This window comes from Shewanella marina JCM 15074 (assembly GCF_000614975.1).
Taxonomy (GTDB): domain Bacteria; phylum Pseudomonadota; class Gammaproteobacteria; order Enterobacterales; family Shewanellaceae; genus Shewanella; species Shewanella marina.
This window is the reverse complement of the sequence record NZ_BALM01000005.1, coordinates 44,080-65,512: the sequence shown is the minus strand read 5'-3', so window position 1 is coordinate 65,512 and position 21,433 is coordinate 44,080. Positions and strand designations below refer to the sequence as shown.

The window sequence follows — 21,433 nt, the reverse complement described above, 5'->3', positions numbered from 1 at the left end:
CCTTTTTTGCATCTAATGTTAAGTAACCTAATTGCTAACTCACTGTTGTAAAAATAATTAAAGCATGTAAGTTAGACATTATAAGAATAGCTAAATATGAGGGGGAGATTATATGACACCAGATCGATACCATAAACTCAGTCAGACTATCTCAAAAGGAAAATGGCACTACATCCTTATGCACGGTGTCATTGGTTGGGGTATCCCTACCGCTGTACTCTTTTCTATTTTTCAATCATATGGTGACACCACAAGTTTTATGCAGCAAATCAAGCCAGCATTACTTATATTTCCATTAGCTGGCACCGCTTGGGGCGCATTAATGTGGTCACGAATTAATACGCAACATCAATCTAGCCGAGAAAAATAATAGTTAATCATTAGTGCCACTCTATAACTGCTTGGCATTAAGGTTCATCTTATCCAGCACAGCTGTTAATTGTGCTAATTCAGCATCAGTAACACCATTCACTAGTTGCTGCTGCATCCTATCCTCCAGCGCAATTAGCTTAACGATAACGGCTTTACCTTGTGTTGTCAGGCCTAAATATTGACTGCGTTTATCATCAGGGTTACTGAATTTTTCAATAAAAGATTCTTTAATAAGCAAATTCAATAATCGAGTCACTTGCGCCTTATCGCGGTTAATAAAACAAGCAATATCGTTAGCGGTGGTATGCGGTTTTCGATCAATAATTTTCATCACACGAACATGCATAGGGCTAATGGGTAACCCTAATTGTAAAATAGACTCATACATATGGCGTTTTGTTGTATGAATTAAATTAAACATAGATCAAAGGAAGTTAGCTTTTGCATAAACGGTCGCCTAAATAGTTGACTTTATCAATCAATATCATTATAGTTGATAAAGTCAATTATATAGCAAGTTTTCACTTAAGTGAATCCCTATACTAGTGCCATCCATTAACTATCCCGTCTTGGAGTCGATATGCAGCTGACTAACCGCAACAACAATCAATACCGTATCACGGTCGAGCAACTCGAACCTACAAAACAAACACTGATGTTTGAGTTTGAAGACAGAGAAGATCTATTCGCGCTGGTGGACAACATGAAAAAGGGTAGTGAGTTAGACAACGCCAGTTCAACTCGTTTAGCCGTCGCCTTACGTTTATTTGGCCCTTTAGTCATTGCTCATCGAAAACATCCACTTTTTATTGATTTTATGCCGAGCTTTAAAGTGTTTATGAATAATCTTAAAAAGCGAATTAAATCTGTGGCAGCTGCTAACTAAAGCGAGCAAATAGCTATATAAATAACCAATGTTTAAACCGAATATAATTTAGCAAGCCTAAATTGTTAAAATATACATAGCCTAAATACAAAAAAGGAGCCCAACGGCTCCTTTTTGCTTGTTAATGACCAAACTACCTTATGGCTGGTAGGTATTAACGACGTCGATTTTCAATGCGGCGTCTAGGTCGATCTTACCGCTGTTACTCACATCAGTGAAATCAAACGCTGGTAAGTCTGATTCTGCTACATCGCCTTTAAGCGGTGCATCGGCATCACGCTTAAGTGCAAGAAAGTCAAACTGCTCGCGGTCAACACCTTGTGATGGAGCCGTGTTTTGCATCGCAGTAAAGATGGTTTCAATACGGCCTGGGTGCTGCTTGTCCCAATCATTAAGCATCTCTTTTACCGCAGCACGCTTTAAGTTCTCTTGTGAACCACATAAGTTACAAGGAATGATAGGGAATGACTTTAACTGTGCATATTCAGCTATGTCTTTTTCACGGCTGTAAGCTAGAGGACGAATGATCATGTTGGCGCCATCGTCAGACAGTAACTTTGGTGGCATAGCTTTTAATTTGCCGCCGTAGAACATGTTTAAAAACATGGTTTCAATAATATCGTCGCGGTGGTGGCCTAATGCAATTTTAGTGGCACCAATGCGCTGTGCAAAACCATATAACGTGCCACGACGTAAGCGTGAACATAATGAACAGGTTGTCTTACCTTCTGGGATCTTATCTTTAACGATAGAGTAGGTGTCTTTTTCAAGAATATGGTAAGCCACACCTAATGAATCAAGGTAAGCAGGTAAAATATCTTCTGGGAAGCCTGGTTGTTTTTGATCAAGGTTAACGGCTACTAGGTCGAACTTAACTGGAGCACGTTGTTGTAGGTTCATCAAAATATCTAGCATGGCGTAGCTGTCTTTACCGCCAGATAGACAACACATAACTAAATCACCATCTTCAATCATATTGTAATCAAAAATGGCACTACCGACTTCACGGCGCAAGCGTTTCTGTAGCTTGTTTAAACGTGTAATTTGTTTTTTTGAAAGTTCTTCAACCATAAAATAAGCGCCCGTAAAACGATGATGTTTAAGGGCGCGTATTATTCCAGCAACTTAGTGTAGAGTAAAGCTCTTATGCTTGTTGTTGCAGTGGTGAGATGTAGCCTGCTGGTTTTAACGCCAACAAATCGCAGTTTATGTTATCAATCACATGTTCTGCGGTGTTACCGATGAGCGCAGCTGAAATACCGGTGCGGCCAATCGTACCTAAGATAACCAGTTTTGCATCAAGTTCTTGCGCAATTTCTGGGATAACATCTTCTGGTAACCCTTCTTTGATATGACATTGAGTGGTTGGGATACCAAACGTATCTGCCAAATAGTAAACTCTTTCTTCATGCTGCATACGCACGGTTTCGTTATAGCTGCGCGCATCAAAATCAGGAAGTTCGATTGATAGGTTTACTGGGGTTGCCGGAAAACCATTCACTAAATGAATTTCAATGTTGAACTTTTCAGCCAGTGCTTTGGCATGTTGGATAATTTTGGTGTTGAGTGACTCATGCTCATCGTCTTCGGTGGCAACGTTCACTGCACAAATAATTTTACCGGCAATTGGCCACTGCTCTTCCTTAGCTAGTAATACTGGAGCAGGGCATTTGCGTAATAAATGCCAATCGGTTGGGGTAAAGATAACTGATTTTAACTTGTCATGTTCATGGGTGGCTTTAACTACTAAATCATAATTACCCGCAATAGCTTCTTCAATAATGCTTTCATATGGACGATTATGCCAAATCACTTTGGCCGTCATACTGACATTACTATCACTATGTTGTTTAATTAAGTCATTTACCCATGCTAAACGTTGGTCTACCACGCCTTGACGCATAGTTTCACGTTCATGGCTTGATAGAATTGACGTCATTTCATATGAAAAGTCAAAAATTGAAAGGAAGACCGTAATTTCTGCGCGATTAATTGAAGCGAGTTCAATCGCCCGTGTTAGGGCAACTTGCTGCTGAGCAGTAGGATCGGCAACTACAAGTAACTTCTGATATTCCCTCATAGCTATATTCCTTATAGTGGAGATTGTATAGATTAGATAAAACAAAAAGCCCTTATCTATTATATAGATAAGGGCTTAAATTCTAACGGGCAATCCGAGTATTACCGGCAAGTGCATACAACTGGTCGAAGTCGACTATCGTTATATATTTACCTTTAACTTCGATCAATCCCGCTTTTTGGAAACGACCAAGTAAACGACTGATGGTTTCTACGGTTAACCCTAAATAGTTACCAATATCACCACGTGTCATTGTTAAGCGAAACTCTCGCGCTGAAAAACCGCGATTACCATAACGAGTAGCTAAGTTACTAATGAATGCAGCCAAACGTTCTTCAGCATTCTTCTTGCTTAATAATAAAATCATCTCTTGATCGCTCATGATTTCATTACTCATTAAGCGCATAATCTGCTGTCTTAACTTTGGCATTGAACCTGATAGCTCATCAAGCGTGGTAAATGGAATTTCACATACCATGGCAGTTTCTAATGCTTGTGCAAAAGACTGATGTTGCTGCGCGTGTATACCATCAAACCCGACAACATCTCCTGCAAGATGAAATCCAGTGATTTGCTCATCGCCTTGTTCGGTAATGGTATAACTTTTTATCGTGCCTGAGCGAATCGCAAAAAGAGATTTTAAAGGATCGCCAGATTTAAAGATCTGTTCGCCTTTTTGCACCGGTTTTTTACGTTCAATAATATCATCTAACTGATCTAGCTCATTGTCATTGAGAGTAAAAGGGATACATAATGCTCCCATGCTACAATCATGGCAATGGATCGCACAGCCCGGTGACATAGGTCGACGCTGTTTGTTTGAGTCTACAGTCATACTTGTTCTCAAGTTTCTCCATTAGTTATATGGTAAACCAATATAACCTTCTGGGCTAGTTAAGCTGACCAATTGCTATCCAGATAGTCTGGATCCCTAAGCCAATTAATAACCATCCGCCGATAAAGCGTACAGTTTTGTGTTTAAGCCATTGCAACACACCGGTGGTGGTGACTGAAAGTCCAAGTAATGCGGGTAATGTGCCCAGTCCAAATGCCAACATCAGTAAGGCACCATCTACTGCCGAACCTGCGGCCATTGACCAAGTCAACATACTATAAACTAAACCACAGGGTAACCATCCCCATAAACTGCCTGCAATAACAGCTTGTCTAAACGTGTTAAATGGCATTACTTTTTGTGCCAGTGGTGCAATGAGTTGCCAAAATAGAGCGCCAATACGTTCAATTTTGCGCAGTCCAAACCATATATTTGAAATATACAGTCCTGTTACAATCATTAATACACCAGCTAGTACCCGTAACAACAGTAAATAATCGTTAATGTTGAATAATATGATTAATGATTGTGCTAAACCGCCAATTATCGCACCAGCAAGGGTATAACTGGCAATTCGGCTAGGTGATAGGACAAACCATATTTTAATTGATGTAACAATACATTGCCTTTGGCTGGTGGTGTTTGGGATGCAAACGCTGTTAACAAGCCACCACACATACCAACGCAATGCGCGGTTCCCATTAACCCCACCATAAATGCACTGGCAATATTCAGATCCATCGGCTACTGCTCGTCCTTTGGCTCGTTATCTTTGATTACAGGTTTTGGGTCATCATCGAATAGAATTGACATGCTTTGTCTATCTAGATCATCAAATTGCTCTGATTTTACCGCCCAAAAAAAGATGCCCACTGCAATTAATACAAATAACATTGCAATGGGAATTAACACATAAATGATACTCATAACTTCATCCTAAGTATGCGCAGGCTATTTGCTACTACGATAAGAGAGCTTAAAGACATACCTAACGCTGCAATATAAGGGGCAACCATACCTGTTACCGCCAATGGTAAAATTAGTAAATTGTAAATTAAAGCCCACCAAAGATTTTGCATAATAATACGTTGGCTTTGCTTGGCGAGGCTAATTGCTTGTGGAAATCTGCTTAAGTGATCACCTAATAAGATTAAGTCGGCACTCGATTTGGCAATTGAACTACCACTGCCCATTGCCACCGAGAGATCTGCAGCAGCGAGAACAGGTGCGTCGTTAATACCGTCGCCAAACATAGTCACATTGCTTTGTTGCTGCTTTTGCTTTATTAAGGCTAACTTTTGCGCAGGGGATTGACCTGCGTAGTATTCTGAAATGGCTAATTTTTTAGCGATGTAGTCTAGATGATTTGAGTTATCACCGCTGGCAATAGACAACTGATAACCCATGCCTTTTAATTGATTGATGGTGTTTAAGCTATCACAGCGGAGCTGGTCACTAATCACAAATTGAGCAATACATTGCTGCTCATTCGCCAACCAAATTGAGATAGTATTGATATCTTCATGGCTGTTCTCAACCCCTACAAATTCCGCCTTCCCTAAACGATATTGCTTACCATTAACCGTGGCCGATATTCCCTGACCAACATGATGCTGCAATTGCTTGATATCTAAATCATCACCAAGAGTAATATGGTTAAAGGCTTTAGCGATGGGATGCAGTGATTTTTGCTCCATTAATGCTGCAATTTGCTGCACTTGTTCTTTTGATAACTCAGCAAAAGTATGAGTTTTTATCAGCGCAAACTCACCACAGGTTAGGGTGCCAGTTTTATCAAACACGATTTGATTAAGTTGATTAAGTTTTTCAAACACACCATCTTTACGAATAATAATGCCTAAATCAGTTAACTTAGCCGATGCACAAGTAATTGCGGTAGGGGTTGCCAACGCCAATGCACATGGACAAGTTGCCACCAACACAGATAAACAGACCCAAAATGCATCTTCTGGTGAAATAAACCACCACACGCAATAGGTAATAAAGGCGATGGCGAGAATGATAGCTGAGAACCAGTGCGCCATTTTATCGACTAACAGCGCTATTTTAGGTTTATTATGGCTCGCCAACTCTTGCAAACGGATAATTTCAGCTACTAATTGATTCTGCCCAATTGCTGTGACTTCAATGGTAATTGGCTGCTCAACATTTAATGTTCCTGCATAGACGTTATCATTAAGCACTTTATTTACCGGCATTTGCTCACCCGTTAGCATGGCTTCATTGAGCGAACTCAGGCCCTCAATAATGACCCCATCTGCGGCAATGGCTTCACCGGGTTTGACCACTAAATGATCACCCAATTGGATCTGTTTTGCTGAAATAACGGTGAGTTGCCCGTCAGCGTTGAGCTTAGTCGCCGTTAGCGGCACTAATTTGTGTAAATTATTAAAACTGACGGTGGCTTTTTGTTTAGCTTGCTGTTCAAACAAACGGCCTAACAATAAGAAGAAGGTGAACATTGAAACAGATTCAAAATAAACTTCACCATTACCGTGATAAGTGGCAATACAGCTAGCGATGTAGGCGCTCAAAATGGCTATGGAGACGGACATATCCATATTCACTTTGCCAAGTAATAATGAGCGTAGCGCACTAAAGTAAAACGGTTGCGCGGAGTAAAAAACAACTGGGGCAGCAAACATCATGCTGACCCAGCGAAAGTAATCTCGATATTCAGTTTCTAAATCAGTAAAGAATCCTGCATAAAGGGCAAAGGCAAACATCATCACTTGCATGGTTGCCAATCCGGCTAAGCCTAATCTTAATAGGAATTTTTTACTGGCTTGCTTGGCTAATTGTTCTTGTTGATCAACTATATAGGGCGCGGCTTGATAACCAATAGCACTGATTTGATGCAGAATATCACTCAGCTTTAATTGACTTTTGTCCCAACTGATTAATGCTCTTGCGGTAACTGAGTTAACTTGTATATTCGCAATACCTGACTGCTGCTTAAGTTTATGTTCAATCAACCAAGCACAAGCGGCGCAGGTAATACCGTCGATTGAGAGCGATACACTGTCAATGTTGTGTTGCTCATAAATAAAGTCTTGTTGTACTTCTGGCAGGTCATAGGCCATAAACTGATTTAATTCATCTGGCACAATAGCCTGTTTAGCCGCAGGCTCACTGCGATAAGTGTAATAGCTGGTTAAGCCTGCATCGATAATGGCTTGTGAAACCGCCTGACACCCCAAACAACACATGGGCTCAGGTTTATGATTGATGACCGTAACAAGACTAATATCGGCCGGAATGGCTTCGTTACAATGAAAACAACAATTTTGCGTCATATTAATTCAACCAAAAAACCTGCTCCGGCGCGATATTAATTCGCTGATGAATTCGCCATGTTGAATCATAACTTTCCAACCTGACTTCCCATGCGCCTGTTAGTGGCTCTGCTAAATCAATACGATAATTGCGATTAGTATCCGCCGTTACCATTTGCTCAAAATCTCTCTCCGCAATAGTAGGGTGGTAAAATGCAATTTTTAGGGCAGTATTATATTCTGGGCCACCATGCTGGCTAATCACTATTTGATTGCCGGACATAGTAAATGAATATTGCATTCCCAATTGCTTAGCATATTTAGATTTACGTAAATCCATATTAATCGCTTTACCATCTTTATAGTAATCTTCAGCGACTAATGGATCAGCGTGATCAATGGCGATTTTTAACGTGGTAAAACTGGCGATAACAACACATAAAGGAAGCACGATTAAAAACCACGGCCAAAACTGTTTATACCAAGGTACTACTTGTTGCATAACGACAAATCCTTTTATTCTTGATAAGTGCTCATTTTACCGTGTCGATATGTAATAAGCACGTTATTAACGTTACTAGTTTGCTACTAAAGTTCTAATAGATTAAAGAGTAAGCAGATATAAAAAAGGCTCCGCAAATGGAGCCTTTTAATCACAACGCAATGCTTATTTATTTAACTCATCTTGGTGCGATAAGCTGTATACATACGCTGAAATCACATGCACTTTTTGCTCACCTAAAACATCTTTCCACGGTGGCATTACGCCCATGCGTCCTAATGTAATAGATTGACCAATCGCCATACGGTTGCCCCCATATAACCAAGCACTGTCAGTTAAGTTAGGCGCACCCATCAACTTGTTACCCGTACCATCCATACCGTGACACGCAAAACAGCCTTTCATAAATGAAGCTTGGCCTTGAGCGGCAAGCGCTTCATTATGCTTACGACCAGACAGTTTAACCACATACTCAGACAAGCCTTTGATTTCACCATCTTCTATTGGTAAACCACCTTTAGGCGGCATCATACCGCGGCGGCCATTCATAATACTGGTTTTAATGGTGGCCAGATCACCTCCATATAACCATGCACTATCTGTCAGATTAGGGAAGCCTTTACTACCACGAGCATCAGAGCCATGACATTGAGCGCAGTTTTGCAAAAATAGGCGACCGCCCACTTTTAGCGCTTCAGGATCTTTCACTAACTCTTCCAGCGGCGTATCTGCGTACTTTTGAAAAATAGGACCATATTTAGCATCTGCTTGGGCCACTTCTTGATCGTATTGCACATAAGCACCGTCTTCTTTAGCTGCAATGACAGCTTGTTTAGACTCAGCTAAAGAGACAATACCTTGATTAGAACTGGTCCAGCCTAATAGGCCTTTAAAATTACCAAGACCTGGGTAGAGCGCTAAATAGATCAATCCAAAAACGATGGTGATATAAAACATATAACTCCACCATTTTGGTAATGGGTTATTCATCTCTTCGATACCATCGAAGCTATGACCCATAGATTCGCCTTCTTCTACGTCTGTCGTATTCTTATTACATATCCGTAATAACCAAAAACAGCCGAAAATAACGACTAAAGTTAAAATTGTTATCCATAAACTCCAGAAGGTTGTCATTACTTGTGTTCTCCTGAGTCTTTTGCTTGATTGGCAATTTCTTCATCTGAAAAAATTAGGTTAGCAGCTTCATCAAACTGCTTTTTACGACGTTTGCTATAAGCCCAAGCAAAAATTCCAACAAAGGTGATCATTACAACTAAAGTCGATATACCTTGAAATGTGCCGTAGTCCATTATCATATCTCCCTTATTTAAGTGCATGACCAAGTGATTGCAGGTAGGCGATTAAGGCATCCATTTCTGTTTTACCTTCAACAGACTGTTTCGCATTAGCAATCTCTTCATCTGTGTATGGCACACCGAAATCTTTAAAGATTTGCATCTTGTCTGCAGTTAATTTGCCATCAAGTACGTTGTCCATTAACCAAGGGAATCCTGGCATGTTGGATTGCGGTACTACCGCACGCGGGTCAATTAAATGCACCTCATGCCATTTATCACTATAACGACCACCGACACGAGCCAGATCTGGACCTGTACGCTTAGAACCCCATTGGAAAGGGTGGTTCCAAACTGATTCACCAGCAACAGAATAATGACCGTAACGTTCGGTTTCAGCACGTAATGGACGGATCATCTGACTATGACAGTTATAACAACCCTCACGGATATAGATATCACGTCCTTCAAGTTGTAACGCAGTAAACGGTTTTAATCCTTCAACAGGCTCAGTTGTGTCTTTTTGGAAAATCAGCGGGGTAATTTGCACTAAACCACCAATACTGATTGCAATAACCGTAAAGATACCTAGCAAACCGATGTTTTTTTCAATTAACTCATGATTAAATTTCATCAGTGCTTCTCCTTATGCCTGTGCTTCTGAAAGCGAAGGTAAAGAATCCTTAGGCGCTTTTACTGTTCTAAAGACGTTGTAAGCCATCAGCAACATACCTGTTACGAAGAAACAACCACCAATGAAACGTACAATATAGAATGGGTAAGAAGCTTCTAAGCTTTCAACAAAGCTATAAGTTAGGGTGCCGTCAGAGTTAACCGCACTCCACATTAAGCCCTGCATTACACCTGAAATCCACATTGATACGATATAAAGTACGGTACCAATGGTGGCTAACCAGAAATGAATATTCACTAAGCTTGTGCTGTACATACGGCCATGACCATATAACACAGGAATAAGATGATATAGCGAACCAATTGACACCATTGCTACCCAACCAAGCGCACCAGAGTGAACATGACCAACAGTCCAATCCGTATAGTGGGATAGGGCATTGACGGTCTTAATTGCCATCATTGGGCCTTCGAAGGTCGACATACCATAAAATGATAACGATACCACTAAGAATCTTAATACAGGGTCGGTACGCAATTTATGCCAAGCACCTGATAACGTCATAATACCGTTAATCATACCGCCCCAAGAAGGTGCGAATAGAATTAATGACATCACCATGCCTAATGACTGAGTCCAGTCTGGCAGCGCGGTATAATGTAGGTGATGAGGACCTGCCCAAATATACAATGCAATTAATGCCCAGAAGTGAACGATGGATAAACGGTACGAGTATACTGGCCGACCCGCTTGCTTAGGCACGAAGTAGTACATCATACCCAAGAAACCAGCCGTTAATAGGAAACCTACTGCATTATGGCCATACCACCACTGTACCATTGCATCAACCGCACCAGCATAGAGTGAGTAAGACTTAAATAGGCTTACTGGCACCGCCATTGAGTTAACAATGTGCAGCACCGCAACCGTGATAATGAAGGCGCCAAAGAACCAGTTTGCGACATAGATATGCGATGTTGTGCGCTTAACGATCGTGCCAAAAAACACAATCGCATAGGAGATCCACACAATGGTAATGGCGATATCGATTGGCCATTCAAGCTCTGCATATTCTTTACCACTCGTAATCCCTAAAGGCAGAGTGAATACGGCAGATAAGATAATTGCTTGCCAGCCCCAGAAACTAAATGCAGCCAATTTAGGTGCAAATAATCGAGTTTGACAGGTACGTTGAACGACATAATACGATGTAGCGAAAAGAGCCGATGTACCAAATGCAAAAATGACTGCATTTGTATGAAGCGGTCTTAAACGGCTATATGTCAACCAAGGAGTTTCAAAATTGAGTTGTGGCCAGATTAACTGGGCGGCGATTAACACACCAATCGACATACCTACAATTCCCCACAAAACTGTGGTTAATGCAAATTGACGGACGACGGTATAGTTGTAATCAGCGCCTGTAGGCTGGGAATGAGTCATAATAATGCTTCCACTGCTTATTACTTTTAATGAATGGTAAACTTGAGTTACCGCTATCTACACATGCTAAGATTTGTTAATAACATCCCCCACCATGTAAACCTAAAAGCTTATAATCCTTAATGGGTTAACAAGCTGACAACATAATACTTGAGCTAGGTCAAAAAAGATATATGCGACAAGCAATTGAATATTGATCTAGATCAATATAGATAATAACATCCTGCCATATTTTATAACTTCATTAACAATTGAGGTTACGCATGAATTTGAAATTTATGTTAGTAGGATTGGTATGTTTATTATCAGTACAACTCTTAACAGGATGTCATCAAGATCAAACCATAGATGAAGCATTACAACCCAAAAAAACAGCGTCATCGGCCATTGTTGCAACTTTTTGCAACTTTTATGATGAGCTTTGTATTCAAACAATTGCGGGCAATGAAGTCTCTTTAACGATGTCACAAGCTAATACACCAAGTGAGACGCCACTTTCTGCAACCATTACGAGTCAGTTGCCTGTCACGAATATAAAAATGACTTTATCAGGCCGAGATATGTTTATGGGCGTGATTCCGACTCAAATTACGCGTATTGCAGATAGGGTATATGAATCTGAATTTATTTATGGTTCATGTTCTTCTGGTAATATGATTTGGCGAGCCAAGATCACGCTAACAGTGGCGGGCAAGGACCTTTATTATTACTTTGATTTCAAAGCAGATAATAACCGCACATAACCGCTATAGATTAAAAATGTGATTTCAATCGGAAAAATTGAGTTGCGCAATAGATGCTAACGATTATCATTATCAAATAACAAATTTAATGGTTTTCATCATGAAACAACTCAATATTGGTATTAGTACGACAAAGCTTGCCTCACTTATCCAGCAAGGGCATCTGTGCGCCGCAGATCTACAGTGCCTTGATAAACAAACTAAGCAACAGGTTTGGCAATTATGTCTATGGGCCTGTAAAAAGCGGATTGGCTGTACAAAAGATTGTGCAAATTGTTATCAATCTAATGCTATTCAAATCAAAAAACATGTTGAAACAGAGATTTAGCAAACTAAAACAGCTAAAATACCGACAAATGTTTTAACCAGTATAATGATGGATAAGCCTCCCGTATTACCTTTATTCGATAGCCCAGAGCACCTTATGCTGGGCAATGTACAAATTAATCAACATATCACCGAACTCAGTGTTAATGGTCTTGATGATGCAGGGCTCATTTATCAACATGCCTGTGAATGGCTGTTTGAACAAAAACACCACGAAAATAACTATAAATCTTATCGCAGCGAGCTTACCAGTTTTCTGCATTGGTGTTTTGATGTTGCAAAGCTTTCATTAGCTGATATCGATCGTAAAAAAATGGCGGCTTATGTGGATTACTGTCAGCATCCTCCACAAGAGTTAATCGCATTTTGTAACCAAGCCCAATTTAAGTTAGATAAAGTCAGTCAATTACGGTTAGCTAATCCTAAATGGCGACCATTTTTAGGCAAAAAACGAGATGGTATCGAGCAAGTTTACCAACTGAGTGATAATGCCTTAAAAACTAAGTTGGCCATTCTATCTTCATTTTATAGTTATCTGATTGGTGAGGAGTATTGTGAACGGAACCCCGCCCAAATTTGGCTAAACTACAGTAAGTTTTCACGCAGAAGTAAATTTAAACTTAATAGTGAAGAGGAAAACCTACTTTCATTCACCGAATTACAATGGTCTTATGTGATTGCTACCGCGCAAAAACTGGCGGCTGAACAACCTAGCATTCATCAACGTAGTTTATTTCTAATTAGGCTGCTCTATTCATGCTATTTACGTATCTCAGAAGTCTCTGCTCGTGTTGGCTATTCTCCAGTGATGGGACAATTTAAGCTCAATCAACAAACGGGCATTTGGAGTTTTTATGTGCCTATAAGCAAAGGGGGTAAATCAAGAAGTATTCCGCTATCAAAAGCGATGCTACAAGGCTTGATTGATTATCGACGTTTTCTAGGTTTAGCAGATCTACCTATGCCAAATGACACGAGTCCTTTGTTTATTCGTCATCGCGCAGCAGGTCATGGTAGAGAAGTCGGTGAATTAAACGCCAATCTTGGCATTAGACAATTACGGGATGATGTCGAGTTTGTCATCCAAACCGCGGCGCAAATGGCCCTTAAAGATGGTTTTAGTCAAGACAGTATTCAAATGGCCAAGTTGACTGCGCATAATATTCGTCATACCGGTATAACTCACGATATTAACCTTAATGGCCGTCCACTTTCACACGTGCAAGCCGATGCAGGCCATGAAAGTATCGATACCACATCTCAATATTTGCATACCAGTCAAGTAGAACGTCATCAAACGGCCTTTAGTAAACCGATGGATCGCTTGGGCGACATTGATTAACTCATCATCAAGGCGTTGTAATATTTAGTTACAATGCCTTAACATAAAACGCTTATACCTTTGCCTCAATTTGTTATGTTATTGCAGACTAATAATTTGAGGCTATCCAATGAAAACACCTTCTCTTATTGCTGCCACATTATTAATGGCAGGTTTTATGACACAAAATGTTTATGCCAATAGTAGTGATACTTTAACTAAGGTAATCGAACAAAGATCAGATCAATCTCGCGATATTGCCCGCCATCCACAAGCAACCATAGAGTTTTTCCAATTAAAACCAGGTATGGTTGTGGCGGAAGTACTTCCTGGTGGTTTGTGGTATAGCAAAATTTTGGCGCCTTACATAGCGAGTAGCGGCAAGGGTGGCTTATATGCACTCGATTATCCTGCGATAATTTATCAAAACTTTGGTGCAAGTGAAGAGAATGTCAAAAAACGTATCGATAACAACAATAAGTTTGCAGCTAAGGTTCATGAATTAACTTCAAAAGACTTTAAAGCCGCTAATTATCCTTTCGATGATGTGCCCGATAGTCTTGATGAAACCGTTGATCGAGTGTTATTTATTCGCGCGCTACACAATTTAAATCGCTATGAAAGCAAAGATGATACTGTTTCGACCGCGCTACAAGATACCTACCGAATATTGAAACCTAATGGGCTGGTGGGCGTGGTACAACATAGACTCCCTGAATCGGCCCCTGATGACAAAGCCGATGGTAGCCGCGGTTACCTAAAACAATCACAAGTCATCGCATTATTTGAGAGTATGGGCTTTAAGCTGGTGGCACAGTCTGAAATCAATGCCAATCCAAAAGATAAACCCAATGACGACGACATTGTATGGCGCTTACCACCGTCACTGGCAACCAGTAAAGATGATCCCGCACTCGCTAAAAAAATGAAAGCGATTGGAGAATCAGATCGGATGACATTACTGTTTAAGAAAGTGACCTTATAAATAAAAATACGGCTAATTCCATATGGCATTAGCCGTAACATCAACCTTTATAGAGCTGCGGATTATTAATATAAACCTGTAATCTTTTTTGCTCAGCAGCACTAAAATGTTGCTCTACATACTGCTCTAACTGTGCATATGGCATATCTAAATTCATTTGCGTTACAGCATTAACGCGTTCAAGCCACTGTTGATTGTCTTGCTTAAATGCTTCAGCTCTTTCTTTTATCACTTGGTCAGTCACTAACGCATCAATACTATTTATCGCTGTATGCTGCAAAGCAGTATTAATGGTTGATGCCGCCAAACTTGGCTGTAAAACTGCAATATCTGCGGCATCCATTTGACTGATTTGATGCTTAAGTAAATCAGATTTAGCCTGAGCAGATAAACTGGTATCTCGCATAATCTGCATTCGAGCAATCGCTTGTTGATCATAACGATTATCATCGCCAAACAGACCGTTAATCTCATCAATTGAAAAGAACTCATATTGCAGTTGTTGCAGGTTTTCAAGCCTTGCAATCGTTTCATCAAGATTAGACACCTTGGTTGCTATTGCATGATGTTTGATAGGAACAAGAGCCATTTTGTAAGCTTTGTAGCGTGAAAATAACTCAAAAAGATAATCCCTATCAACGGTTGATAGCTGTAATGACTGTGCTAACAGCAGTAGTAACTGATGAATCGTTAGATTATTGTCATCTTTTTGATAAATAAAAATAATATCTTCAAACTTCCACTTTAACTGCGTATTCAACTGCAAAGCTGAAAATGGTTCTACTCTTGTATCCTCCATGCTCTGAGCCTGAACCTTTTGAGATAGTCCAGGTAATCCGTTAGTGATTATCATCGTTTTAGTCTTTGAGTCTGTTTTCGACAGCAAAACTTGCTCTTCGATCAAAAAAAACATCAACAATGAAAACGCAGCAGCTACATAAACAAAAAACCACTTGAGATAATATTTAATTTTATCTATCACATTAACCTCTACAAACCTTGGCGACTTAATCGATTAATATGTCTACGATATACAGTTATCGGATTAGTTTCAAACCAGCTAACGATACCAACAGTTTGGTTAACTTCATCTAGGTGGTTCATATTGTAATTATCTTTAATCACACGTCCCAAATGGCTGCTACAACGCGACACTAAACCATCATTATTATCATTGAATACCAAGCCCGTTAAACTAAGCGGATAATCACTAATATCAAACATATTAGTTAGCTGCCCAGTACCTGACCAAGAGTAATAATAAACACCATTCTCAGCCAGTGGCGGTCTATCTCCACAAGCTGTATCAGCTAAGCCTTCAGGATATGTTTGATTGAATAGGGTGGTTTTAGCCGTCGTGAGTGATTCTAACGCTGCCAAACTATTTGCAGGAAGCTGATCGCCAGAAACACCGCTAATAATTCTTGAAAGGGTATTGAATCCTTGAGTCACTAGCCACTCAGAAAAGCTACCAGAAGGAACAGCACCTCGTACGAAATCAGCAAACTCACTGCCTCGATTTACACCACCAACAGAGGTCACTGATGCCACCATTTCAGGACTCACGCTGGCCACATATCGACTGGTAGGAGCGCCATGACTATGACCAATTAGATTAACCTTTGCAGCCCCGGTATGGCTAATACGGCTTGAACATAGGTTCGTAGTTGTTCGCCTCTTACTTCAGTCGAATTAGCAGGCGAAACTTGGGCAATGTAAACATCAACACCTTGTCTACGCATTGCTTGCGGTACACCATAGAAGTAATCGATGCCAAAAATGTCATCAAAACCAAACAACCCATGAACCAACACAACTGGATATTTGGTTGAAGCGGCATAGCTATTGAACGAGATAAAAATTGTAAGCACACAAAACAGTGTAATTGATATGATTTTTTTCATTATTTCTCCCCAGTTATTATCACGCTGGGGTCAAACAAACATCACCTCGGCGCATCTTATTAACCTTTAATTGGTAACTAATAAATGAGTTCAACGCAAACCGGCAACGTCCAAAAACATGGCAACAATTGTTGTTTCAAACAAACCGTAATCTTCAAATCTAGCTCTGTGTTCAACATAGCGATTGTTTCATACAGAAAACGTACAATAGAACTTAAAAACTGGAACTCATAACTAAAACGAATATTAAACCAGCGATTTATGGTGATTTACCAATTAATCAAATCAATTAATTAGCAACTATTAATACAGTCAATTGCGTGCTAGGTTGAACATAAATAGACAAAAATCATCAAGGTAATTCAATAATGACATTAAATACTCTCATTAAACTTGGCTGTATCACATCATTATCATTAGCACTATCTGCTTGCGTAAAAATGCAAGTATTACCTGAAGATGGCATACAAAAAAGTATCAATGCGGGTAAGGGGATCTATACCGACACTAAAATGTTAATTACTGGAGGGGTTAAAAAGTCAGTCAGCAAACAAGTCAATAGAGAAGATTATGAGAATATAACCGAGGCAGAGCAGACTTGCTTAGACAGTTTGAAACAACGACTAATTGCTGAATCTACTGAGAATCCTGTTGAAATATTATATGAAAAAATTGCTATTGTGACAGATCAAGAGAAGATCATTGAATGCCAAATTGAAGCCTATATTTGGCCTAAGCAATCATAACTGTTTAAGCAATTAATAACCGCTTAGCGCTGACAATTTCTACTTTATGACAAATAAAAAGGGTGCCTTAAAAGCACCCTTAAATATTAAGTTAACTACGTAAATTAATGTGCGTCTACAAAGACAAACTTAATAATAAATAAAGCCGCAACAACCAACACGCAAGGGTGGATTTCACGCCATCTGCCAGTACCAGCCTTCATGACACAGTAAGTAATAAAACCCGTCGCAATACCTTCAGTAATAGAGAAGCTAAAAGGCATCATAATTGTAGTAATAAATGCAGGAGCAGCTTCAGTCATGTCACCCCACTTAACCTTGGCTAAGTCAGAGCACATTAAAATACCCACATAAATAAGTGCGCCAGATACCGCATAACCTGGCACCATGCCAGCTAGTGGAGAGAAGAAAATAACCACTAAGAACAGTAAACCCGTCACAATTGCAGTTAAACCAGTACGGCCACCAACAGCAACACCTGATGAACTTTCAATAAATGCCGTAACGGTAGAGGTGCCCATATAAGCCCCAGCAACAGAAGTCACCGAGTCAGCCATTAATGCTTTTTTCATGCGAGGGAAACGGCCATTTTTATCGGTAATACCGCATTTTTCTGTTACCGCAATCATGGTGCCTGAACTGTCAAACATGCTAACTAAAGCAAAAGAGAAAATGATACCGGCAAAAGCCACATCTAATGAGCCCATTAAGTTAAGCTGACCAAATGTATTGCTAATATCAGGCGGCATAGAAACAATGCCTTTATATTCAATAGCGCCCATTAAGGCCGCAATCGCAGTCACTACAACCACAGAGATTAACACCGCGGCATGAATACCGCGTGATGATAAGATCATCACAATAAAGAAACCTAAAGCACCTAATACACAAGGCAATGAGGTTAAATTACCGACAGTAATCATAGTTGCAGGGCTGGCAACAACCACGCCAGCGTTAGTTAAACCCACAAGCGCAATTAATAAACCAATACCACTTGGAATACCAATACGGAGACATTGCGGAATATTAGTTAGGATCCATGAACGAATACCTACAGCAGAGACGATAGCAAAACAAACTGCGCCCCAGAAAATAGTGCCCATTGCAGTTTGCCAATCGGTACCCATACCCACCACAACTGAATATGCAAAAAATGCATTTAAGCCCATAGCAGGAGCCAGTGCGATAGGTAAATTAGCGATTAACCCCATACCGATACAACCCACTGCACTAATTAAGCAGGTCACAACAAATACAGCCTGAGCATCCATGCCTGCAGCAGAGAGGATTTGTGGGTTAACAAACACAATATATACCATGGTCATAAAGGTAGTGATACCAGCAATGACTTCAGTTGGTACATTAGTATTGTGAGCAGAAAGCTTAAAATATCGATTAAGTAATCCTGACTGAGCAGGTGAAGCCGCGGGAGTCGTTAATAACTCACTTTCAGGTGAATTATTATCGTTACTTGATGTATTCATAAATGGTCCTTCCATCTAGATCCTTACTACAAAATGCAGTAATCAACCAATCTGACAGAATATATTTCCAATAAAGAGCGATAGGGGCGCATATTCTATACAAAAAAAAACGATTTGTGGGCAGATTAGATTTACATGCTGTTTTTTTATACGACCAGTATAAGAATCTTACATATAAACGGATCAGAGCAGGGTCACACTTTAATAATATTAATTACAACAGCTCTTATTAATCGTTTTTACTAAAATATTTAACACTTATTTTAAAATGACTAAAGCAATGACGAAATCAATCATAATCAAGTCCAACTAATTATTTATGCCAAACTTGATAACTGCTATGCTAGTCTCTTTTTAGTAGTAACAGAGTAAACACAATGATTAACGATAACGATATTATCGATACACTAGAAGAGCTTGAAGCTTTTTTGCTATTGGTTGAGAAAGGTGGCTTAGGCTTGCAGAATGTAGCAGGTATTGCACTGGCAACTAACAACAGTAACGGCAAACCTTTTGTTGCTGTGCTTGATGATAAACACCAGTTATTGCTTGGTCGTTGGGTAACACAAGACGTGTTTGATAACGGCAAAGATATCGTCCGTAATGGGCCTAAACGGGCACATTAATCTATTCAGTCTTTATCCTGTCTAAAGAGCAATGTAGAGAGTTATCCCATTGATTTTGAATGCCTAAATCAACATCAAATAAAAGATAACTCTCATCTATTCATCGTAACACATAAGTGACTAGCTTAATGCTTGCTCAATTGCCACTGCTACCGCAACAGTTGCACCCACCATTGGGTTATTGCCCATACCAATAAGTCCCATCATTTCAACATGTGCAGGTACAGAAGAAGAACCTGCAAATTGTGCATCACAATGCATACGCCCCATGGTATCAGTTAAGCCATAAGAAGCTGGACCCGCAGCAACGTTATCTGGATGCAAAGTACGGCCAGTGCCACCACCTGATGCCACTGAAAAATAAGCTAAACCTGCTTCAAGACGTTCTTTTTTATAAGTACCAGCAACAGGATGTTGAAAACGGGTAGGGTTAGTAGAATTACCCGTGATTGAAATATCGACATTTTCTCTATGCATAATTGCAACGCCTTCATTGACATCATCAGCGCCATAGCAATTTATTTCTCCACGAGCACCTTTAGAAAATCGGCGCTCATCAATAACCGTTAATTCGCCAGTTTGGTGATCAAATAAGGTATTGATATAGTTAAAACCATTAATACGAGCAATTAAGTAAGCCGCATCTTTTCCTAAACCATTTAAAATAACCCGTAATGGCTGTTGTCTTACTTTATTAGCATTTAACGCGATTTTAATCGCACCTTCGGCTGCAGCATAAGATTCATGCCCAGCAAGAAAACAAAAGCATTGAGTGTCATTGGTTAATAAACTGGCACCAAGTCGACCATGACCGAGTCCGACCTTGCGTTGATCTGCAACTGAACCTGGAATGCAAAATGCCTGTAGCCCTTGACCAATATACTCGGCAGCTTGGGCCGCATTAGCAGCATTTTGTTTAAGTGCGATAGCCGCGCCCAGCACATATGCCCACGATGCATTTTCAAATGCAATGGCTTGTGTTTCTTTAATAATATCGTAAGCATAAACGCCTTTTTGCTCACCGTATTGCCTTGCTTCCTCTAACGAATTAAAACCATATCGAGCAAGAATAGGGCGGATTTGTTCTATACGGCGATCGAAACCTTCAAATAATGAAATCATGATAATACTCTTAGTAAGTTGGATAATTGACGGATAAATAGAATCGCCTGCAATTACTCTTGACGTGGATCAATTAACCGTACAGCTTCATCAAAACGTCCATATTCACCAGTGGCTTGCTCCATGGCGGTTTGCGCTGCAACCCCCTTACTAATAGCCGCCATCATTTTGCCTACATTGACGAATCGATAGCCAATGATTTCATTATTCTCATCTAATGCCATTTTTGTAATATAACCTTCGGCCATCTCCATATAACGAGCTCCTTTCGCAAGAGTGCCGTAATGGGTACCAACTTGACTACGCAGACCTTTACCTAAATCTTCTAAACCCGCGCCAATAGGCAAACCATCTAATGAGAATGCAGTTTGGGTACGGCCATAAACAAATTGCAGAAAGATTTCCCGCATCGCGACGTTAATCGCATCGCAAACAAGGTCGGTATTTAATGCTTCAAGAATAGTTTTACCGGTAATAATCTCAGCAGCCATTGCCGCTGAATGGGTCATACCAGAACAACCAATTGTTTCAATCAGTGCTTCTTCAATAATGCCATTTTTGACATTAAGTGTGAGTTTGGCTGCACCTTGTTGAGGTGCACAAGTACCGACACCATGACTCAAACCCGAGATAGCAATAACCTCTTTTGGACTGACCCAACGTCCTTCAACAGGAATGGGAGCAGATTGATGTTGTGGACCACGTGCAACGGCACACATAGATTGGATTTCAGCGGAATATTGCATTATTTTGCCTTATATGTAACCAATAAACATTAAAACAAGGCAAGGAATAGAATGAATAAGCAGCACTAACAACTCACTCCACA

25 protein-coding genes and 1 pseudogene are annotated in these 21,433 nt (G+C 40.1%); 8 read left to right on the top strand and 18 right to left on the bottom strand.

Annotation, left to right across the window (positions count from 1 at the left end):
* The first annotated feature begins 112 nt into the window (after nt 1-112).
* Nucleotides 113-370, top strand: coding sequence for a hypothetical protein (locus tag JCM15074_RS05780; RefSeq protein ID WP_148300738.1), 258 nt, complete (start codon nt 113-115; stop codon nt 368-370).
* Between the two features lie 21 nt (nt 371-391).
* On the opposite strand, the gene JCM15074_RS05775 is transcribed toward JCM15074_RS05780, so the two are convergent.
* Nucleotides 392-793: a MarR family winged helix-turn-helix transcriptional regulator gene (locus JCM15074_RS05775; protein WP_025820366.1), complete on the bottom strand. Its 402-nt coding sequence runs from the start codon at nt 791-793 to the stop codon at nt 392-394.
* A gap of 159 nt (nt 794-952) precedes the next feature.
* On the opposite strand from JCM15074_RS05775, the gene JCM15074_RS05770 reads away from it, so the two are divergent.
* A complete protein-coding gene (locus tag JCM15074_RS05770; protein ID WP_025820365.1) occupies nt 953-1,258 on the top strand; it encodes a DUF3861 domain-containing protein in 306 nt (101 codons plus the stop codon).
* Between the two features lie 138 nt (nt 1,259-1,396).
* Here the strand turns inward: JCM15074_RS05770 and ttcA are convergent, their stop codons facing one another.
* From ttcA to ccoN, 11 genes and pseudogenes are all read right to left on the bottom strand, one after another.
* Nucleotides 1,397-2,329: a tRNA 2-thiocytidine(32) synthetase TtcA gene (gene ttcA / locus JCM15074_RS05765; protein ID WP_025820364.1), complete on the bottom strand. Its 933-nt coding sequence runs from the start codon at nt 2,327-2,329 to the stop codon at nt 1,397-1,399.
* Nucleotides 2,330-2,402: 73 nt separating this feature from the next.
* Nucleotides 2,403-3,338 (bottom strand): universal stress protein UspE, encoded by a 936-nt coding sequence (uspE, locus tag JCM15074_RS05760; RefSeq protein ID WP_025820363.1) that lies wholly within the window; start codon nt 3,336-3,338, stop codon nt 2,403-2,405.
* 82 nt (nt 3,339-3,420) lie between these two features.
* Entirely contained in the window at nt 3,421-4,173 is a 753-nt protein-coding gene (gene etrA / locus JCM15074_RS05755) for an electron transport transcriptional regulator EtrA (protein WP_025820362.1), read from the bottom strand.
* 55 nt (nt 4,174-4,228) lie between these two features.
* Nucleotides 4,229-4,914 (bottom strand): annotated as a pseudogene (locus tag JCM15074_RS21130) (sulfite exporter TauE/SafE family protein).
* A gap of 3 nt (nt 4,915-4,917) precedes the next feature.
* Entirely contained in the window at nt 4,918-5,100 is a 183-nt protein-coding gene (ccoS, locus tag JCM15074_RS05745; RefSeq protein ID WP_025820361.1) for a cbb3-type cytochrome oxidase assembly protein CcoS, read from the bottom strand.
* Nucleotides 5,097-7,490: a heavy metal translocating P-type ATPase gene (locus JCM15074_RS05740; protein ID WP_025820360.1), complete on the bottom strand. Its 2,394-nt coding sequence runs from the start codon at nt 7,488-7,490 to the stop codon at nt 5,097-5,099. The genes ccoS and JCM15074_RS05740 overlap by 4 nt, the downstream gene beginning before the upstream one ends.
* Before the next feature lies 1 nt (nt 7,491).
* On the bottom strand, nt 7,492-7,971 hold the full coding sequence (locus tag JCM15074_RS05735; protein WP_025820359.1) for a FixH family protein: 480 nt from the start codon (nt 7,969-7,971) through the stop codon (nt 7,492-7,494).
* Between the two features lie 165 nt (nt 7,972-8,136).
* On the bottom strand, nt 8,137-9,108 hold the full coding sequence (gene ccoP / locus JCM15074_RS05730) for a cytochrome-c oxidase, cbb3-type subunit III (protein ID WP_025820358.1): 972 nt from the start codon (nt 9,106-9,108) through the stop codon (nt 8,137-8,139).
* Nucleotides 9,108-9,284, bottom strand: coding sequence for a CcoQ/FixQ family Cbb3-type cytochrome c oxidase assembly chaperone (locus tag JCM15074_RS05725; RefSeq protein ID WP_025820357.1), 177 nt, complete (start codon nt 9,282-9,284; stop codon nt 9,108-9,110). The genes ccoP and JCM15074_RS05725 overlap by 1 nt, the downstream gene beginning before the upstream one ends.
* Nucleotides 9,285-9,297: 13 nt before the next feature.
* Nucleotides 9,298-9,903, bottom strand: a complete 606-nt coding sequence (gene ccoO, locus JCM15074_RS05720; RefSeq protein WP_025820356.1) for a cytochrome-c oxidase, cbb3-type subunit II — start codon at nt 9,901-9,903, stop codon at nt 9,298-9,300.
* Between the two features lie 12 nt (nt 9,904-9,915).
* Nucleotides 9,916-11,349, bottom strand: coding sequence for a cytochrome-c oxidase, cbb3-type subunit I (gene ccoN / locus JCM15074_RS05715; protein WP_025820355.1), 1,434 nt, complete (start codon nt 11,347-11,349; stop codon nt 9,916-9,918).
* Between the two features lie 260 nt (nt 11,350-11,609).
* Here ccoN and JCM15074_RS21125 point away from each other — a divergent pair, with 260 nt between their 5' ends.
* From JCM15074_RS21125 to JCM15074_RS05695, 4 genes are all read left to right on the top strand, one after another.
* Nucleotides 11,610-12,089: a hypothetical protein gene (locus JCM15074_RS21125; protein ID WP_025820354.1), complete on the top strand. Its 480-nt coding sequence runs from the start codon at nt 11,610-11,612 to the stop codon at nt 12,087-12,089.
* Nucleotides 12,090-12,189: 100 nt separating this feature from the next.
* A complete protein-coding gene (locus JCM15074_RS05705; protein WP_037469211.1) occupies nt 12,190-12,417 on the top strand; it encodes a hypothetical protein in 228 nt (75 codons plus the stop codon).
* A 48-nt stretch (nt 12,418-12,465) separates the two neighbouring features.
* Nucleotides 12,466-13,758: a tyrosine-type recombinase/integrase gene (locus JCM15074_RS05700; protein ID WP_025820352.1), complete on the top strand. Its 1,293-nt coding sequence runs from the start codon at nt 12,466-12,468 to the stop codon at nt 13,756-13,758.
* Nucleotides 13,759-13,867: 109 nt separating this feature from the next.
* Nucleotides 13,868-14,722, top strand: a complete 855-nt coding sequence (locus JCM15074_RS05695) for a class I SAM-dependent methyltransferase (protein ID WP_025820351.1) — start codon at nt 13,868-13,870, stop codon at nt 14,720-14,722.
* Nucleotides 14,723-14,762: 40 nt separating this feature from the next.
* On the opposite strand, the gene JCM15074_RS05690 is transcribed toward JCM15074_RS05695, so the two are convergent.
* The 3 genes from JCM15074_RS05690 to JCM15074_RS25745 all read right to left on the bottom strand — a co-directional run bounded on the left by JCM15074_RS05690 (nt 14,763) and on the right by JCM15074_RS25745 (nt 16,626).
* A complete protein-coding gene (locus JCM15074_RS05690; RefSeq protein WP_025820350.1) occupies nt 14,763-15,521 on the bottom strand; it encodes a lipase secretion chaperone in 759 nt (252 codons plus the stop codon).
* Nucleotides 15,522-15,712: 191 nt separating this feature from the next.
* Nucleotides 15,713-16,333, bottom strand: a complete 621-nt coding sequence (locus JCM15074_RS21120; protein WP_444544578.1) for an alpha/beta hydrolase family protein — start codon at nt 16,331-16,333, stop codon at nt 15,713-15,715.
* The gene (locus tag JCM15074_RS25745; protein ID WP_444544577.1) at nt 16,333-16,626 is read right to left on the bottom strand and encodes an esterase/lipase family protein; all 294 of its coding nucleotides are present in this window, start codon (nt 16,624-16,626) and stop codon (nt 16,333-16,335) included. The genes JCM15074_RS21120 and JCM15074_RS25745 overlap by 1 nt, the downstream gene beginning before the upstream one ends.
* Nucleotides 16,627-16,994: 368 nt before the next feature.
* Between JCM15074_RS25745 and JCM15074_RS05680 the strand changes: the two genes are divergently transcribed.
* Nucleotides 16,995-17,372: a hypothetical protein gene (locus JCM15074_RS05680; protein WP_025820349.1), complete on the top strand. Its 378-nt coding sequence runs from the start codon at nt 16,995-16,997 to the stop codon at nt 17,370-17,372.
* Between the two features lie 104 nt (nt 17,373-17,476).
* On the opposite strand, the gene JCM15074_RS05675 is transcribed toward JCM15074_RS05680, so the two are convergent.
* Entirely contained in the window at nt 17,477-18,856 is a 1,380-nt protein-coding gene (locus tag JCM15074_RS05675) for an NCS2 family permease (RefSeq protein WP_025820348.1), read from the bottom strand.
* Nucleotides 18,857-19,233: 377 nt separating this feature from the next.
* Between JCM15074_RS05675 and JCM15074_RS05670 the strand changes: the two genes are divergently transcribed.
* Nucleotides 19,234-19,482, top strand: a complete 249-nt coding sequence (locus JCM15074_RS05670) for a hypothetical protein (RefSeq protein ID WP_025820347.1) — start codon at nt 19,234-19,236, stop codon at nt 19,480-19,482.
* A gap of 120 nt (nt 19,483-19,602) precedes the next feature.
* Here the strand turns inward: JCM15074_RS05670 and JCM15074_RS05665 are convergent, their stop codons facing one another.
* Both JCM15074_RS05665 and JCM15074_RS05660 read right to left on the bottom strand, forming a co-directional pair.
* The gene (locus JCM15074_RS05665) at nt 19,603-20,604 is read right to left on the bottom strand and encodes a GGGtGRT protein (protein WP_234400170.1); all 1,002 of its coding nucleotides are present in this window, start codon (nt 20,602-20,604) and stop codon (nt 19,603-19,605) included.
* A gap of 53 nt (nt 20,605-20,657) precedes the next feature.
* A complete protein-coding gene (locus tag JCM15074_RS05660) occupies nt 20,658-21,350 on the bottom strand; it encodes an iron-sulfur cluster assembly scaffold protein (protein WP_025820345.1) in 693 nt (230 codons plus the stop codon).
* Between the last annotated feature and the right edge of the window lie 83 nt (nt 21,351-21,433).

What these genes read in the sequence shown, in the direction of transcription:
- JCM15074_RS05700 (WP_025820352.1), top strand. Translation starts at nt 12,466, where the DNA reads ATGGATAAGCCTCCCGTATTACCTTTATTCGATAGCCCAGAGCACCTT.
- JCM15074_RS05680 (WP_025820349.1), top strand. Translation starts at nt 16,995, where the DNA reads ATGACATTAAATACTCTCATTAAACTTGGCTGTATCACATCATTATCA.
- uspE (WP_025820363.1), bottom strand. Translation starts at nt 3,338, where the DNA reads ATGAGGGAATATCAGAAGTTACTTGTAGTTGCCGATCCTACTGCTCAG.
- JCM15074_RS05660 (WP_025820345.1), bottom strand. Translation starts at nt 21,350, where the DNA reads ATGCAATATTCCGCTGAAATCCAATCTATGTGTGCCGTTGCACGTGGT.
- JCM15074_RS05740 (WP_025820360.1), bottom strand. Translation starts at nt 7,490, where the DNA reads ATGACGCAAAATTGTTGTTTTCATTGTAACGAAGCCATTCCGGCCGAT.
- JCM15074_RS05695 (WP_025820351.1), top strand. Translation starts at nt 13,868, where the DNA reads ATGAAAACACCTTCTCTTATTGCTGCCACATTATTAATGGCAGGTTTT.
- ccoP (WP_025820358.1), bottom strand. Translation starts at nt 9,108, where the DNA reads ATGACAACCTTCTGGAGTTTATGGATAACAATTTTAACTTTAGTCGTT.
- ccoO (WP_025820356.1), bottom strand. Translation starts at nt 9,903, where the DNA reads ATGAAATTTAATCATGAGTTAATTGAAAAAAACATCGGTTTGCTAGGT.
- JCM15074_RS05670 (WP_025820347.1), top strand. Translation starts at nt 19,234, where the DNA reads ATGATTAACGATAACGATATTATCGATACACTAGAAGAGCTTGAAGCT.
- JCM15074_RS05735 (WP_025820359.1), bottom strand. Translation starts at nt 7,971, where the DNA reads ATGCAACAAGTAGTACCTTGGTATAAACAGTTTTGGCCGTGGTTTTTA.
- JCM15074_RS05675 (WP_025820348.1), bottom strand. Translation starts at nt 18,856, where the DNA reads ATGAATACATCAAGTAACGATAATAATTCACCTGAAAGTGAGTTATTA.
- JCM15074_RS05690 (WP_025820350.1), bottom strand. Translation starts at nt 15,521, where the DNA reads ATGGAGGATACAAGAGTAGAACCATTTTCAGCTTTGCAGTTGAATACG.
- JCM15074_RS05665 (WP_234400170.1), bottom strand. Translation starts at nt 20,604, where the DNA reads ATGATTTCATTATTTGAAGGTTTCGATCGCCGTATAGAACAAATCCGC.
- ccoS (WP_025820361.1), bottom strand. Translation starts at nt 5,100, where the DNA reads ATGAGTATCATTTATGTGTTAATTCCCATTGCAATGTTATTTGTATTA.
- JCM15074_RS05780 (WP_148300738.1), top strand. Translation starts at nt 113, where the DNA reads ATGACACCAGATCGATACCATAAACTCAGTCAGACTATCTCAAAAGGA.
- ttcA (WP_025820364.1), bottom strand. Translation starts at nt 2,329, where the DNA reads ATGGTTGAAGAACTTTCAAAAAAACAAATTACACGTTTAAACAAGCTA.
- JCM15074_RS05770 (WP_025820365.1), top strand. Translation starts at nt 953, where the DNA reads ATGCAGCTGACTAACCGCAACAACAATCAATACCGTATCACGGTCGAG.
- JCM15074_RS05705 (WP_037469211.1), top strand. Translation starts at nt 12,190, where the DNA reads ATGAAACAACTCAATATTGGTATTAGTACGACAAAGCTTGCCTCACTT.
- JCM15074_RS05775 (WP_025820366.1), bottom strand. Translation starts at nt 793, where the DNA reads ATGTTTAATTTAATTCATACAACAAAACGCCATATGTATGAGTCTATT.
- JCM15074_RS21125 (WP_025820354.1), top strand. Translation starts at nt 11,610, where the DNA reads ATGAATTTGAAATTTATGTTAGTAGGATTGGTATGTTTATTATCAGTA.
- JCM15074_RS25745 (WP_444544577.1), bottom strand. Translation starts at nt 16,626, where the DNA reads ATGAAAAAAATCATATCAATTACACTGTTTTGTGTGCTTACAATTTTT.
- JCM15074_RS05725 (WP_025820357.1), bottom strand. Translation starts at nt 9,284, where the DNA reads ATGGACTACGGCACATTTCAAGGTATATCGACTTTAGTTGTAATGATC.
- etrA (WP_025820362.1), bottom strand. Translation starts at nt 4,173, where the DNA reads ATGACTGTAGACTCAAACAAACAGCGTCGACCTATGTCACCGGGCTGT.